Source organism: Streptomyces bottropensis ATCC 25435, assembly GCF_000383595.1.
GTDB classification, from domain to species: Bacteria; Actinomycetota; Actinomycetes; order Streptomycetales; family Streptomycetaceae; genus Streptomyces; species Streptomyces bottropensis.
This window is the reverse complement of the sequence record NZ_KB911581.1, coordinates 5,768,471-5,783,162: the sequence shown is the minus strand read 5'-3', so window position 1 is coordinate 5,783,162 and position 14,692 is coordinate 5,768,471. Positions and strand designations below refer to the sequence as shown.

Annotated in this window: 15 protein-coding genes; 4 read left to right on the top strand and 11 right to left on the bottom strand. The window is 73.4% G+C overall.

Translation table 11 applies throughout. The features are described from left to right. Position 1 precedes the first annotated feature (1 nt). From STRBO_RS0125825 to STRBO_RS0125800, 6 genes are all read right to left on the bottom strand, one after another. Positions 2 to 751, bottom strand: a complete 750-nt coding sequence (locus STRBO_RS0125825) for a thioesterase II family protein (protein ID WP_005483876.1) — start codon at positions 749 to 751, stop codon at positions 2 to 4. Next, positions 748 to 1,626 (bottom strand): STM4011 family radical SAM protein, encoded by an 879-nt coding sequence (locus STRBO_RS44230; RefSeq protein ID WP_005483874.1) that lies wholly within the window; start codon positions 1,624 to 1,626, stop codon positions 748 to 750. Before STRBO_RS44230 ends, STRBO_RS0125825 begins: the two co-directional genes overlap by 4 nt. An 8-nt stretch (positions 1,627 to 1,634) precedes the next feature. Beyond that, a complete protein-coding gene (locus tag STRBO_RS0125815) occupies positions 1,635 to 3,017 on the bottom strand; it encodes an STM4012 family radical SAM protein (protein ID WP_005483873.1) in 1,383 nt (460 codons plus the stop codon). Then, entirely contained in the window at positions 3,014 to 3,820 is an 807-nt protein-coding gene (locus STRBO_RS0125810; protein ID WP_005483872.1) for an STM4013/SEN3800 family hydrolase, read from the bottom strand. Before STRBO_RS0125810 ends, STRBO_RS0125815 begins: the two co-directional genes overlap by 4 nt. A gap of 67 nt (positions 3,821 to 3,887) precedes the next feature. Next, a complete protein-coding gene (locus STRBO_RS0125805) occupies positions 3,888 to 5,075 on the bottom strand; it encodes an STM4014 family protein (protein ID WP_020115066.1) in 1,188 nt (395 codons plus the stop codon). A 33-nt stretch (positions 5,076 to 5,108) separates the two neighbouring features. Further along, positions 5,109 to 6,077, bottom strand: coding sequence for an STM4015 family protein (locus STRBO_RS0125800; RefSeq protein WP_005483870.1), 969 nt, complete (start codon positions 6,075 to 6,077; stop codon positions 5,109 to 5,111). 257 nt (positions 6,078 to 6,334) lie between these two features. Here STRBO_RS0125800 and STRBO_RS0125795 point away from each other — a divergent pair, with 257 nt between their 5' ends. Both STRBO_RS0125795 and STRBO_RS0125790 read left to right on the top strand, forming a co-directional pair. Continuing rightward, positions 6,335 to 6,661, top strand: coding sequence for a hypothetical protein (locus tag STRBO_RS0125795; RefSeq protein WP_005483869.1), 327 nt, complete (start codon positions 6,335 to 6,337; stop codon positions 6,659 to 6,661). Positions 6,662 to 6,734: 73 nt separating this feature from the next. Then, positions 6,735 to 7,760, top strand: a complete 1,026-nt coding sequence (locus STRBO_RS0125790) for a DUF6745 domain-containing protein (protein WP_005483868.1) — start codon at positions 6,735 to 6,737, stop codon at positions 7,758 to 7,760. Between the two features lie 21 nt (positions 7,761 to 7,781). Here STRBO_RS0125790 and STRBO_RS0125785 read toward each other — a convergent pair whose 3' ends face one another. Beyond that, positions 7,782 to 8,402: an L-threonylcarbamoyladenylate synthase gene (locus STRBO_RS0125785; RefSeq protein ID WP_005483867.1), complete on the bottom strand. Its 621-nt coding sequence runs from the start codon at positions 8,400 to 8,402 to the stop codon at positions 7,782 to 7,784. Between the two features lie 125 nt (positions 8,403 to 8,527). Next, complete coding sequence (locus STRBO_RS0125780) at positions 8,528 to 9,892, bottom strand: FAD-dependent oxidoreductase (RefSeq protein ID WP_020115064.1); 1,365 nt, start codon at positions 9,890 to 9,892, stop codon at positions 8,528 to 8,530. Between the two features lie 177 nt (positions 9,893 to 10,069). On the opposite strand from STRBO_RS0125780, the gene STRBO_RS0125775 reads away from it, so the two are divergent. Further along, positions 10,070 to 10,555, top strand: coding sequence for a hypothetical protein (locus tag STRBO_RS0125775; protein ID WP_005483865.1), 486 nt, complete (start codon positions 10,070 to 10,072; stop codon positions 10,553 to 10,555). A gap of 84 nt (positions 10,556 to 10,639) precedes the next feature. On the opposite strand, the gene STRBO_RS0125770 is transcribed toward STRBO_RS0125775, so the two are convergent. Beyond that, on the bottom strand, positions 10,640 to 11,623 hold the full coding sequence (locus STRBO_RS0125770) for an aldo/keto reductase (protein ID WP_005483864.1): 984 nt from the start codon (positions 11,621 to 11,623) through the stop codon (positions 10,640 to 10,642). 65 nt (positions 11,624 to 11,688) lie between these two features. Continuing rightward, positions 11,689 to 12,654 (bottom strand): DUF1152 domain-containing protein, encoded by a 966-nt coding sequence (locus STRBO_RS0125765; protein WP_005483861.1) that lies wholly within the window; start codon positions 12,652 to 12,654, stop codon positions 11,689 to 11,691. A 272-nt stretch (positions 12,655 to 12,926) separates the two neighbouring features. Between STRBO_RS0125765 and STRBO_RS0125760 the strand changes: the two genes are divergently transcribed. After that, a complete protein-coding gene (locus STRBO_RS0125760; RefSeq protein ID WP_005483860.1) occupies positions 12,927 to 13,709 on the top strand; it encodes an alpha/beta fold hydrolase in 783 nt (260 codons plus the stop codon). 64 nt (positions 13,710 to 13,773) lie between these two features. Here the strand turns inward: STRBO_RS0125760 and STRBO_RS0125755 are convergent, their stop codons facing one another. Further along, on the bottom strand, positions 13,774 to 14,661 hold the full coding sequence (locus STRBO_RS0125755) for a Gfo/Idh/MocA family protein (RefSeq protein ID WP_005483859.1): 888 nt from the start codon (positions 14,659 to 14,661) through the stop codon (positions 13,774 to 13,776). Positions 14,662 to 14,692 lie beyond the last annotated feature (31 nt).

The window sequence follows — 14,692 nt, the reverse complement described above, 5'->3', positions numbered from 1 at the left end:
ACTACAGCCCCAGGTGCCGTCGCACGACGTCGAAGACCTCCTCCGGCCGGTCGTCGAGGTAGAAGTGGCCGCCGGGGAACACGCACACCTCGGTCGGCCCGTCGGTGTGGTCCGCCCAGGCACGCGCGTCCGCCACCGGGGTCACGGGATCGGCGTCGCCGGTGAGGACGGTGACCGGGCAGCCCAGCCGGTCGCCGGGGCGCGGCTCGTACGTCTCCAGGGCCCGGTAGTCACCGCGCAGGGCCGGCAGGACCAGCCGGAGCAGCTCCTCGTCCTCGAAGACCTGGCCGGCGGTGCCGTTCAGCGCGCGTACCGCCGCGAGGAGTTCGGCATCGCTCGCCGTGTGCAGGCTCCCGCGGTGGCCGAGCGTGGAGGGAGCGCGCCGCCCCGACACGAACAGCCGGACCGGGGCCCGGCCCGCCGCCTCCAGCCGCAGCGCCGCCTCGTGGGCGACCACCGCGCCCATGCTGTGGCCGAAGAGGGCGAGCGGACGGCCGTCGTCCCCGCCGACGGCCTCGACGACCCGCTCGGCCAGCTCCCGGATGCTCCGCGACGGCGGCTCGGCGTAGCGGTCCTGACGCCCCGGGTACTGCGCGGCCAGCACTTCGGCCGCCGGGGCGTGGGCGCGCGCCATGGCGAGGCAGGAACTCGCCGAGCCGCCCGCGTGCGGGAGGCACAGCAGCCGGACCGCCGCCTCGGGGGCGGGCCGGAACCGGCGGATCCACGCGCCGCCGTCGACCGCCGAGGTCATGAACCCACTCGCTTTCCGATCACCTGTCGCGCCTCCACCGTCGGTACGCGTTCCAGGACGCCGCCCGCGAAGACGTCGTACAGGGGCAGTGTCTCCAGATGGACGTAGCCGATGTGGCAGTCGCAGACGGACAGCGGGCACGGGCGGGGGGCGAGGGCCGCCCGGAAGGAACCGTCGTAGAGGTTGCCCAGCTCCGCCTTGACGAAGTGACAGCGCCGCACCGTCCCCGTGCCGTCCACCGACACGACCGTGGAGCCCGTACGGCAGGCCCGGCCCGCCGAGCGGTGCGGATGACGGCTGAAGGGGAAGAGGGGGTCCAGCCCGCTCCACACCGCCGCCTCCTCGTCGGTGTAGGTGTGCCCCTCGGCGGCGTTCACCCACAGGTACACCTCCTGCGGCAGCTCCCCGCGCAGCCGGCGCGCGTCCTCCAGATGCTCGGGCAGCCCGACGACCCCCACGCTGAACCGGATGCCCATCCCGGCCAGCCGCCGCGTCTTGTCGAGGAACCGCTCGTACGGGGTCTGCCCCGGGTGGTACGTGCACCACAGGGCCACCGTGTCCCGGTCGGCCCGCGCCAGCCACTCCGTACGGCAGCTGAGGTTCGTCTGGATCGCCACCCGGTCGATGTGCGGCTCGTGGGAGAGGCCGACCAGCGCCTCGCGGTACCAGGAGCGCACCAGCCCCTCGCCCCACGGCGTGAAGAGGACCGAGAGCCGGTCACCGGTCTGCTCCCGGGCCCAGGTGGTGAAGCGGTCGAGGGCCGCGCGGTCGGCCCGCAGCCGGTCCGTGGAGTCACGGCGCTTGGCGAACGGGCAGTACGGGCAGTCGTAGTCGCAGGAGGCGAGAGGGCCCCGGTACAGGATCGTCAGGTCCATGGGCTCCGTCACCGCAGCTCGTACTCGGTCATCGCGGCCCGGACGGCGGGCGAGAAGAAGCCGGGCCCGATCGCGTCGGAGTGGGCCAGTCCCTCGGCGGACAGGCGCAGCATCCCCTCGCCCGCCTCCGTCAGCCAGCCGCGCCCGGCCAGCAGCTCCAGCTCCGCGGGGAAGTCCGCGTACGGGTCCGATCCGAACCGCCGCCGGTAGTCCGCCACCGGCAGCCCCCGGGCCTGGAGCAGCGACTGCAGCAGATGACGGCGCCGTGCCTCGTCCTCGTCGACCGCGCGGCCGTGCACGGCGCGGCCGAAGTCCTCGGTGGCCGTGTACTCGTCGATGATCGTGCGGATCCGGCTCATGCCGACCGCGTAGTCGAAGGAGTAGTGCAGCCTCGACGTGTACGACCGGGCGCCGCAGCCCAGGCCGATCATGCCGTCGGTCTGGCAGGCGTAGTCGTCCGGGCCCTGCGGCGGCGCGTCCGTGCGGCGGAACATCCGCATGGAGACCTGCTCGTAGCCGTGCGTGAGCAGATGGTCGCGGCCCTCGCGGTAGCGCCGCAGCCGGGTCTCGTCCCAGGCGCGGTCCGCGACCGCCGGGTCCGCGTGGCGGCCGAGTCCGGTCAGCGGCCGGACGTACAGCGGATAGAGGTAGATCTCCTCCGGCCGCCAGGCGAGGGCCGCGTCCAGGGACAGCCGCCAACTGGCCGCCGTCTGCCCGTCGATGCCGTAGATCAGGTCGATGTTGAGGACCGGCAGGGCGGCGTCGCGGATCCGGGCCAGCGCCGCCTCCACGTCGGACCGCCGCTGCGGGCGTACGGCCGCGCGGGCCTCCTCCGCCACGAAGCTCTGCACACCTAGGCTCAGCCGGGTCGTGCCCCGCTCGGCCAGTACCGCCAGCCGGTCGGCCGTCGCGGTGGCGGGGGAGGCCTCCACCGACAGCGGGATCGCCCGCAGGTCCGCACCCAGATGCCGCTCGGCGATGTCGCACAGCCGCTCCAGCTCGGCGGCCTCCAGATAGGTCGGCGTGCCACCGCCGAACGCGGCGTTCGCGAACCGCACCGGCTCCGCGTCCCCGAGGGCCTCCCGCACCGCGATCGCCTGCCGTTCGAGGGCGTCCAGATAGCGGCCGGTCAGCCCGTCCGGCGCGCCGATGCGCGTGAAGAGGTTGCAGAAGCCGCAGCGCACCTCGCAGAACGGGATGTGCGCGTACAGCGAGAGCGCCTGCCGGGACTCCCCGGCCCACAGCTCCGCGAGCCGCGGTCGGCCGGGCAGCTCCCGGTACGCCGTCTTGTGCGGGTAGGCGTACACGTAGTGCTGATAGGGACGCCGCGATGTGTCGGTGTCGGTGTCGGTGTCGGTGTGGGGGTCGGTCGCGGTGTCGGTGGCGGTCATGCGGGCGGCTCCAGGAAGAAGTGGCTGTAGGGGACGGTCCACACGGCCTCGTGGCCGAGCCGGTGTCCGGTGTAGCCGTCCTCGCCGTAGGCGGTCCCGTGGTCGGAGCAGACGACGGCGAAGCAGCGGCGCCGCGAACTCATCGCCGCGAAGAGGCGTCCGACGTGCCGGTCGATGTACTCCAGGGCCGCCGCGTGCGTGACCCGGCTGTCGCCCGCCTCGCGGGTGGCGCCCGGCAGATGGAACCAGTTCGGCTGGTGCAGCGCCGAGGCGTTGAGGAACAGGAACAGCCGCTGCCCGGCGGGCAGTTCGGCCACGATCCGCTCGGCGCGGGCCACCTGGGACTCGAAGGACGTCGGGGACGCCACGGAGAACTCCGGCTCCCAGTGGCTCTCCTGGAACAGGCCCGGCAGGACGCTGCCGAGGGCCCCCTGCTTGTTGAAGAAGCCGACACCGCCGACGCACACCGTGCGATAGCCGCGCTCGGCGAGCGCCGACACCAGGTCGGGGCTGTCGAAGACGAAGGTGCGCCCCGCGGTCGTCTCGCTGCCGGCGAACCGGCCGGCGAAGAGCCGCGGATGCGGCCCCGGTGCGGCCGGGGTCGGCAGGAACCCCGCGAACATCGCCTGGTGCGAGGCGTAGGTGAAGCTGCCGGGCGCGTGCCGCTTCTCCCAGGTGCCGCCCGGCAGATGCCCGGCCAGGTTCGGCAGCCGGCCCGCCGCGGCCAGCTCCACCGCCACGTCGTACCGCAGGGTGTCGAGGGTGAGCAGCAGCAGGTCGTCGCGGCCCACGACCTCGTTCATGTCGGGTGCCGGAGCCGTCTCGGACGGCCGGTGGGCCGTCCCTGCCGGACCCCCGGTGTCGGCCGGGTCAGAAGGGTGCATGGTCTTTCCTTGCCTGGGGCCTTGCGCGGGGGAGGGGCGAGGGGGCCGGGGACATTGCGGCGCGCACCGCCGCGAGCTGTGCCGCGTAGGTGTCCAGGCCCTCCGCCGGACCGCCCGGCAGCCCGGTCAGCCGGGGCAGCAGATCCCCGAAGGCGTTGACCTCGCCCACGGCGAACCGGCGCCAGCCGATCGCCGGCAGCAGGTCCACCCCGACGCTCAGCGTGCCGGGGAAGCAGGCGGCGGCCCGCTCACAGATGTCGAGCGCCTGCCGCCAACGGTCTCCCGCCGCGTCCACGACCGACGTGAGATCGCCCCGGGCCCCGCCCAGATGGAGATTGGTCATCGGGAAGCGGCTGGTGCGCACGACGGCGTGCGTGGCCCGGCCCGCCACGACCAGCACCCGCAGATCGGCGGACCTCCCGTGCGCGGACGCCTTCGGCAGCCACCGCTCGATGTGCAGCCCGTCGGCCGCGAGGGCGTCGACGATGCCGGCGATCTCCCGCTCGTCCGCGTAGCGCCGCACACGCAGCGAGTTGTGCAGCCGGAGCGGGGCGCGCAGCCGGCCGTCGGCGGCGACCTCCACCGAGGTGGTGGCCCTGATCCGCCCGCTCGCCGACGACTCCACGGCCAGCACCCCGGACGCGGAGGACCCGTGGGCCGGCTTCACGAAGACACGCGGCATGCCGTGTTCCCGCATCGCCGCCCGTACGTCGTCCCAGCCGCGCACCGGCCGCGCGCCGCCCGAGGTGGGCGACGGGGGCACCGGGACGCCCGCCGCATCGAGCCGGGCGTGGCACAGCCGCTTGTCGAACAGCACCGGCAGATCCGCCGGATCGTCCAGCCGCAGCCCGCCCCTCAAGGACTCCACCGCGGTCAGGAAACGGCCGTACCAGGTGGCCGAGCCCTCCACCCGCGTGGGATCGTCGACGCCCCGCAGCAGCCGGTCCACCTCGGCGTTCTCGCCGGGTGAGTCCAGCCGTACGACCTCGTCGTCGGCGAACGTGTGGCCGCCGTCGCGCAGCACGTCCCGCCACTGCACCACCCGCGGCGTGCCGACGCCGGCCGCCTCGGCCGCCGCGACGAACAGCCCGACCCGCCGGTTCTCCCCGTTCCCGACGACCACCCACCGGTACGGGCCGGGACCCGCCCCCGCCGCACCGCTCCATCCGGACATGTGCCCCCCTCTCGCCCGCGAACGCCTACGCGCTCACTCGCCCACCGCGACGAACCGCCAGACCGTGCCGTCCTCCTCCTCGTCCGACTCGGCGTCGTCGGCGTCGGCGTCGACCTGGACCCCCTCGGCCTCCAGGGAGTCCCGGAGGCGGTCGCGCAGCGCCGGGCTCAGGTAGTTGTGGTGCAGGTCCAGCGTGGTGAGGTGGGTCAGCGGCTGGCCCGTGAGCAGCGCGGTCGCGCCGTCGTCGGTGAGGACGCCCATGGACACGTCGAGGACGTCGAGGCGGGCCACCACGGGGGCCGAGGCCAGAGCGGCGCAGATGTCGTCCTGCATCTCGCTGTTGCGCAGGGCCAGGTGCTTGAGGGCCGGCAGGCGGGTGCCCGCGAGGATCGGCGCCAGGTCGGCCACCTCGCAGTCGCCCCCGTACTCGGACGTGCCGAGCCACAGGTCCAGCTCGACGAGGGCCGGCAGGTCGCTGCCCGCGACCCCCCGGACGGCCTCGACGGGCATGCCGCCGGTCTCGACCGTCAGGGTCCGCAGCCGCTCGTGCCGCAGCGCCGGGAAGCCGAGCCCCTGGCCGCCGCGCACCCCGAACTCCTCCAGCTCCGGGAAGGCCTCCAGCAGCGGGCTCACGTCCCCCTGGTTGATCCAGGAGATCTCGCACTCCTCCATCACGATGTCGCCGAGGAAGAGGGCGCGCAGCGCGGGCAGCCGGTCCTTCGCCGCGACCAGGGCCTCGACGATCGCCTCGGGGCCGTTGTCGTAGGCGTCGCTCCAGGCCCCCACGATCAGCGCCCGCACCTTCTCGGTGTCGACGCAGGCGAGGAACCTGGCGAACGCCTCCTCCCACGACTCCTCGCTGTCGTAGGACTCCACGGCGATGCTCCAGGCCACCGACTCGGGAGCGGGCAGGTGCCCGGCGCCCTGCGGGCTCTCCACCGACTTCGGGAAGCGGTGGACCGGCAGGCCGTGGAACTCCTCCAGATGGCTCCCGATGGTCATGTGCGCCCGCCCCTTCGTTCCATGTCCGTGGGCGGCGCCGAATCCCTGTCCGGTCCGCCCGTCGCGCACCCGGAGCGCGTGGCGCCGCCGGGTAGGGGAGTTCTACCAAGTCCGACTGACAACGTGTGCGGCGGACCCCCGTCCTGTGGACGAACATCGGTCCGCGCCCCGGCGAACGGGCGGGCGCGGGCCGGTTGTCAGTGGCTGCCCCTACGGTCCTGTCGTGGCACAGCGAGTGCCCGACGGGAGGGAGACCCATGTACCGGCAAGGAGACGTCCTGATCGCGCCGTTGGCCGAGAGCGCCGTGCCCGGCGGCGCGCTCGACGCCGCCTCGGAGCCGCGCGACGGCCGGGGGCGGCTCGTCCTCGCCCTCGGCGAGGTCACCGGCCACGCCCACGCCGTGGTCGGCCCCGGCCGTCTCGTCCGCGAGGCGGGCGCGTTCGGGCCGATGCTGCTGCACGTGCCGCAGGGCGCCCGCGTCGTCCACGAGGAGCACGCGGCCATCTCCCTGCCCAAGGGCTGGTACCGCGTCGTGCGGCAGCGCGAGTACGTACCGGGGTCGGTGCGGATCGTCGCCGACTGAGCCGGTGGGCAGGAGGGCGGCCGTGGCCCACGGCGGCCCGCGGGGACGGACTTGAGAATCCTGGAGGAACGGCGTGACGGAACGGACGAGTTGGCGGGCGGTGGCGGCGGCCACGGGGGCGGGCGACCGGGCACGGGCGGAGGCGGGCGTGCGCCTGGCCTACCGACGGGCGGGGCTGCGGGAGCCCGGGCGGATCGTGTGGGTCCGCTCGCCCCTGGAGGCGGTACGGCTGCTGTCGGGGGCACCGGCACCGGGCGGTGAGGTACTGCCGGCGACCGGGGCGAGCGTCCGTGACGCGGTCCGCAACGGGACCGTCGCCGCCGAGCGGGCCCGGCTGCACACCCGGCTGGGCCCCACCGGCTGGAGCGAGCACTGGCGGGCGACGGGCGCCGACCTGTGGGAGACCACCCGGCCGCTGATCGACCGCGTCCGCACCGGAGTCGTCGAGGCGCTGGCACCCGCCGACCGCAAGGAGGAGACCGGCATCCGGCTGCTCCTCCTGGACGCCGTCCTCGGTCAGCACGACGCGGCCTGGCTGTCCGCGTTCGACGCGGCCCCCGGCCTCGACGGACTGGCCGAGGTGGCCCGCACGGCTGGCTGGTGGTGGCCGTACGAGGAGCTCGCGGTCGTCGCCGAGCGGCCCGTGGAGCTGCACCGCGACGAGGCGGGCCGGCTGGACCGGGGCGACGGGCCCGCGCTCGCCTACGCCGACGGATTCGCCCTGCACGCCTGGCGCGGGCTGCCCGTTCCCGGCGCGTTCCTCGACCGGCTGGGCTCGTTGACCCCGGCGGAGATCCGGGCGGAGGAGAACGCGGAGCTGCGCCGCGTGATGCTGGAGTTCTACGGCTACGACCGCTATCTGGAGGAGTCCGGGGCGAAGCCGGTGCACCGCGACGAGACGGGTGTGCTGTGGCGCATAGCCCTGCCCGGTGACGAGGACGTGGTGATGGTGGAGGTCGTCAACTCCACGCCGGAGCCGGACGGCACGAGCCGTACCTACTGGCTGCGGGTGCCGCCCGCGACCACCACGGCCCGCGCAGGGGTGGCCTGGACGTTCGGGCTGAGCGCCGAGGCCTACGAGCCGCTGCGGCAGACCTGATCCCGGCCGCCGCCCGCGGGATCACTCGAACCGTGACGTGTCGCCCGCGCCCTTGCGGATGATCTCCGCCTCGCCGCTGGAGAAGTCGATGACGGTCGTCGGCTCCGTGCCGCAGTCACCCGAGTCCACCACCGCGTCGACCAGGTAGTCCAGGCGCTCCTTGATCTCCCAGCCCTGCGTCAGCGGCTCCTCCTCGTCGGGCAGCAGCAGGGTGCTGGAGACGAGCGGTTCGCCCAGCTCCGCGAGCAGGGCCTGGACCACGCGGTGGTCGGGGATGCGCACCCCGACGGTCTTCTTCTTCGGGTGGAGGAGCTTGCGGGGCACCTCCCGCGTCGCGGGGAGGATGAAGGTGTAACTGCCGGGCGTCGACGCCTTCACGGCGCGGAACACGTCGTTGTCGACGTGGACGAACTGACCCAGCTGCGCGAAGTTCTCGCACACCAGGGTGAAGTGGTGCCGGTCGTCGAGCTGCCGGATCGTGCGGATCCGCTCGATGCCGTCACGACTGCCCAGCTGGCACCCCAGCGCGAAGCAGGAGTCCGTCGGATAGGCGATCAGCCCGCCCTGACGAATGCTGTCGGCGACCTGGGAGATGGCACGCGGCTGGGGGTTGTCGGGATGCACGTCGTAGTACTTGGCCATTGGACGAGCTTATGCCCCTGGGGCCGCGGGCCCCTGAAAGGGGCGCGGGGAACCGCGCGCCCGGCCACGGACGACCCACAGGCTCGACCACGGTCCGCAGTTCCCCCCGCCCGTCGGTGGAGGGCCTACGCGCCGCTCTCCCGCAGCATGTCCTCACGCTCGACGATCTTCACGCGCTCCCGGCCCTGCGGCTCGCCCAGCGCCTTCTCTGCGGCGTCGAGCCTGTACCAGCCCTCCCACGTCGTGAAGCGCACCTCACGCTCCGCGAGGAAGGCGTCGACGGCCTCCGGGGCGGGCGCGGACGGCTCGTGCAGCCGCCCGTTCGCGAAGTCGTCCAGCAGGTTGGCGACCGTCTCGTTGGCGTCGCCCTTGGTGTGTCCGATGAGGCCCACCGGACCGCGCCGGATCCAGCCGGTGACGTACGTCGACTGCAGGTGCGCGCCGGTCTCCTCGATGACCCGGCCGCCCGCGTCCGGGACGGTGCCCGACGCGACGTCCCAGGGCAGCTTGGGCAGCTTGTCCGAGAGGTAGCCGACCGCGCGGTACACGCCGGTGACGTCCCAGTCCTTGAACTCGCCGGTGCCCTTGACGTTGCCGGTGCCGTCCAGGGCGGTGCGTTCGGTGCGCAGGCCGACGACCTTGCCGTCCTCGCCGAGGATCTCGGTGGGCGACTCGAAGAAGTGCAGGAACAGCTTGTGCGGGCGGTCGCCGGTGTCGCGGATCGCCCAGTTCTCCAGGGTCTTGGCGACCATGTCGGCCTGCTTGTTGCCGCGCCGGGTCGCGATGGAACCCTCGTCGTAGTCGATGTCCTCGGGGTCGACGATGACCTCGATGTTGGGGGAGTGGTCCAGCTCCCGCAGCTCCATCGGGGAGAACTTCGCCTGCGCCGGGCCCCGGCGGCCGAAGACGTGGACCTCCAGCGCCTTGTTGGCCTTCAGACCCTCGTGGACGTTGGCCGGGATCTCGGTCGGCAGCAGCTCGTCGGCGGTCTTGGCGAGGACGCGTGCCACGTCCAGCGCGACGTTGCCGACACCGAGGACGGCGACCTTCTCGGCCTCCAGGGGCCAGGTGCGCGGGACGTCCGGGTGGCCGTCGTACCAGGAGACGAAGTCGGCCGCTCCGTAGGAGCCGTCGAGGTCGATGCCGGGGATGTCGAGCGCGCGGTCGGCCGTCGCGCCCGTGGAGAAGATCACGGCGTCGTAGAACGCGCGCAGATCGTCCAGGTTGATGTCCGCCGGGTAGTCGACGTTGCCGAAGAGACGGATCTGCGGCTTGTCGAGCACCTGGTGCAGGGCGGTGATGATGCCCTTGATGCGGGGGTGGTCGGGGGCCACGCCGTAACGGATCAGTCCGAACGGGGCGGGCATCCGCTCGTAGAGGTCGATGGACACACCGGGCTCGGTGGCCACGTCGGACTTCAGCAGCGCGTCGGCGGCGTAGATCCCGGCGGGTCCGGCTCCGACGATGGCCACCCGCAGAGGGCGGGGCATGTTCAGGTTCCCTTCGAGCGGAGAAAAGCGACTCGACGGCAACCCTAAACTAAGGCAACCCTTACCAGGTACACGGGTCGGGTCTATGACCTCATAAAGCGATCTTATGCCATGCGGGGGAATGGGCGGACGGCGGGAGGGGCCCGGAGACCCTCGGCGGACACGGTCCTCGACAGGGTGTTTGGCGCGGCGTCGAACGGCAACGCGGTCTCCATGAATCAGTCGAACAAGGAACCGAACGAGAACTCCGCGTCCGCCGGGACGACCGCCGCCAAGGCCCGCCGGACCGCCACCAAGGCGACGGCTCCGGCCACCGAGTCCGCGAAGACGGCCGCGGACAAGACCGAGGGCGCCGCCTCGTCCGTCAAGGCCGGTGCCGGGCACGCGGCCGAGGCGACCAAGCGCGCCGCCGACAGCACGAGCGCGGCCGTGCACAGCGCGGCCAAGGGCGTCGAGGCCGGCCGCCAGGCGGTCGTCCAGGCATCCGGCCAGGTGGCGGCCACCGCGAAGACGGCCGTGACCGTCATCGCCCAGCGCAAGCTCGTCGCCGCCGGTGTGGGCGCGGGCCTGACGGCCCTGACCGCCGCCTCCTACGCCGTCGGACGCCGCTCCGGACGCCAGGTGCAGGGCCCGCTCACCCGGCTCACGGGCGGCCGTATCTGACGCGCCGGCCGCGAGGCGTGAGCCCACGTGCGGGAAGCGGCCGACCGGCCGCCTCCCGCACGGCGCCGTCTCGCGCCCCGCGCGCTACCAGCGGCCCTCGACCTGCTCCTTGATGCGCCGGTCGTACAGGTCCCGGATCGCCGTGAGTGTCTGCCCGGACAGCTCCGGCAGTGCGGCCGCCGCCGCGTTGGCGCGGGCCTGGTCCGGCGTGCGGGCGCCCGGGACCACCGTCGTGACGCCCGGCAGCTGGATGATCCAGCGCAGCGCCAGCTGGGCCGGGGTGTAGCCGTCGGGGGTCAGCCCGGCGAACTCGACCGCCGCCTCGACGCCCGTGGCGTAGTCGACGCCGGAGAAGGTCTCGCCCTGGTCGAAGGCCTCGCCGTGCCGGTTGTACGTGCGGTGGTCGTTCTCCGCGAAGACCGTGTCCTTCGTGTACCTGCCGGACAGCAGCCCCGAGGCCAGCGGAACCCGCGCGATGATCGCGACCCCCGCCTTCTCGGCCGCCGGGAGGACGTCGAGGAGCGGCTTCATCCGGAACGGGTTGAGGATGATCTGCACGCTCGCCACGTTCGGGCGGGCGATCGCCGTCAGCGCCTGCGCGCAGGTCTCCACGCTGACGCCGTACGCGGCGACGCGCTCCTCCGCGACCAGGGTGTCCAGGGCGTCGAACACCTCGTCCGAGGAGTAGACGGGTGTGGGCGGGCAGTGCAGCTGGACCAGGTCGACGCGGTCCACGCCGAGGTTGCGGCGGGAGCGGTCGTTCCAGGCCCGGAAGTTGTCGAGGACGTAGTTCTCGGGGATCTGGTCCACGCGACGGCCCATCTTCGTCGCGACGAACACATGGAGGTCGGGCCTGCTGCGCAGGAACGTGGCGATGGTCTGCTCGCTGCGGCCGTCGCCGTAGACGTCGGCCGTGTCGAAGAAGGTGACCCCCGACTCGGCGGCCGCCTCCAGCACCGCCAGGGCCTCCGTGTCGTCGACGTCTCCCCAGTCGGCGCCCAGCTGCCATGTGCCGAGACCGACGACGGACGCGTGCTGACCCGACCTACCGAATGCGCGTTCTTCCATGCCGCCAGTCTGTCATCCGTCCCGTACTCCGCTCCGCAGGGCCGGTGACGGGGCGCGTGGCGGGATCAGTGCGGGAAGGCGCGTGGCTGGCGCTGCCGGGGCAGCCCGTCCCGGAACTCCTCGACGACCGAGCTGATCTGCCGGGTGAGTTCGGTCTTCTCCAGCCGGTCGAGGTAGAGGTTGCGGCGGGCGAGTCCCACCGCGTCCACGCAGAAGTACAGCGCCATCAGCGGGTTGATGAACAGTTCGCTGTTGCGGGTGCGGTCGGTGAAGCGGACGTCGCCGAACTCGCCCCGTACGGCGGCCGCGACCGAGCCGTTGACGATGCTCGGGTGGGTCGGCGTGCACCGCTGGGCGTGGGCCACCGCGTCCAGGTACAGCGCGCCTTCCCGGCTGTCGCGCGGCAGCGAGAACGCGCCCAGGTAGGCGCCCTCGCGCTCCAGCGCGGCCAGGTTCTCCAGCACCAGCGAGTGGTTGACCCCGTGGTAGGCGTCCACGCCGAAGCCCAGGCATGCCACCAGGCGTTCGGGGACCTCGTCGAGCCCGGCGACGGCGCCCAGGCTCGCCATGTCCTCCTCCGGTGTGCCGAGCCCGTGCTCGTCGCCGCGCATCAGGATGTCGGTGCCGCCGTCGACGAGGACGACGGCGTCCACCCCGCCCAGATGGTCGACGAGCGCGCGGTAGGCGGCCCGCAGGGGCGCCACACCCGTACGGGACAGCGCGTACACGGTGCTGGGCAGCCGGTGCAGGGACAGCCACCGGGCGAGGGCGCGCTCGGGGAAGTAGTCGCCCCGGAAGGCGGTCTCCGGGCCGATGGCCGCGACATCGGGCTCCAGCCACACGTCGGTGCTCAGGCCGTAGAGATCGGCGAACGACAGGTTCGCGAGATGGACCTCCTTGCCCTCGGCGCGCAGGGCGAGGGCCAGCGGCAGCCCCGCGTACACGTCGAACCCACCGCCGGCACCGGCGACGAGCACACGCCGCGCGTCGCGCAGCCGGGTGAAGAACGGGGGTTGCTGGAGGGAGAACACCGGGGGAAGTTAGCAGGGCGGCGCGGCGGGCGCGCGTGGTTTCCCTCCCGCGGCGCTCTGGGGTGGGGGATCGGGGCGGGCGCCCGTCCGGCGGCGCGCGGCCGGCTGGCCGGGAGCGGCGGCCCGCGGGCCGTCCGCCGTCCGCCGCCGCCCCGCCACCAGCCCGGTCGTCCGTGCCGCCGCGCAGATTCCTCGGCCGACGCCGGTGACGTGGGGCCGGGGAGGCGGCTACCGTACCGGTCAGTAACCGGACCGCACCGCAGGAGGCCCCCATGCCGCAGCTCGAAGTCGACGGCGCCGTGCTGACGTACGACGACGAGGGCCCCCGGGACGGCGACGGCGTGCCCCTGGTGTTCGTGCACGGATGGACCGCGAACCGGCACCGCTGGGACCACCAGGTCGCGCACTTCTCCGGGAAGCGGCGCGTGATCCGGCTGGACCTGCGCGGGCACGGCGAGAGCCGTGGCCCGGGGGTGCGCACGATCGAGGAGCTGGCCCGGGACGTGCTCGCTCTCCTCGATCACCTGGAGGTCGAGCGGTTCGTCCTCGTCGGCCACTCCATGGGCGGCATGATCTCCCAGACGATCACCCTCGCCCACCCCGAGCGGGTCGAGCGCCTGGTCCTGGTCAACTCCATCGGCCGGATGACCTACAGCCGCGGCCGCGGCCTGCTGATGGCGGTCTCCACCCGCGTTCCGTTCAAGCTGTTCGTCGCCGCCAACATCCAGCGGGCCTTCGCCCCCGGCCACCCCCGCGAGGAGATCCGCTCGTACATCCGCGCCTCGGCGGCCACCCCGCGCGAGGTCGTCATGACCCTGTACGGCGCCATGCGGGCCTTCGACGTCCTCGACCGTCTCGGCGAGATCAGCACGCCCACCCTCCTCGTCCACGGCTATCACGACATCCAGCTCCCGGTCTCCCAGATGCTGAGGATGGCCAAGGCATGCCAGGACGCCGAGGTGCGCATCCTGGACGCCGGCCACGAACTCCCCGTCGAGAAGCCGGCGGAGCTCACGGCCACCCTCGACCGCTTCCTCACCGGCGCCCGCCCCTGAACCCCGCCCACCGAGCGGGGCGCGGTCACACGGCAACTCGAACGTGGCTCGGGAGCCCCGCGTATCAGCCGGTCAACCGCCCCTCCGCGGCGACGAGCAGCTCCGTCACGCGCAGCGCGAAGGCCGCGTCGCACGGATGCGGGCGTCCACCACGGGCGGCCGCCAGCAGCGCGTCCCCCGCCCGTACGAGAGCCGGTACGGCACCCTCGTCGGACTCGGGCAGGACGGCCGTCCCGGTCCGGCCGCGCAGCTCGACCGTGGCGCCGGAGGCCGCGGGCGGTGCCGTGAGGCTGAGGGTGAGCGTGCTGGACGCCCCTCCGGTGTGCAGAAGGATCAGATGCACCGTGTCCCCGGGGCCGCGCACGGCGGCGGCGACCTGTTCCACGTCCCCGAGGACCGGCAGCAGCACGGACAGGGCGTGCGGGCCCACGTCCCACAGGCCGCCCTTCTCGCGCCGCCACGGCGAACGCGCGAAGGGGCTGTCGCTCTCCTCGTCGAACAGCGACCCGAACCACTCCGCGCGGGCGGTGAACCAGCCCCCGTCGGCGGCCCGTTCGGTGATCCACGCGTCGATCGCGCTCTGGAAACGGGCGGTGAAGAAGACGACCGAGGCGACCCCGGCATCCTCGACCGCCTCGACGACGGCCCGCCCCTGCTCCACATCCGTCGCCAGGGGTTTGTCGAGCAGCAGATGGCAGCCGGCCCGGGCGGCCCGCGCCGCGAGCGGTGCCTGGACAGAGGGCGGCAGGGCCACGGCGACCGCGTCCACGTCGGCGAACAGGGCGTCGACGTCCTCGTACACCGGCACTCCACCGTGCCGTGCGGCCAGTTCCTTGGCCGCCTCCGGGCGCCTGCCCCACACTCCCGCGAAGTCCAGCTCCTGGTGCGCGCTCAGCGCGGGGGCGTAGGCCATCTCGGCCCACGGGCCGGTTCCGAGCAGTCCGATACGCATGCTCCGGTCTCTCCTTGCGCTTGGGGACCCC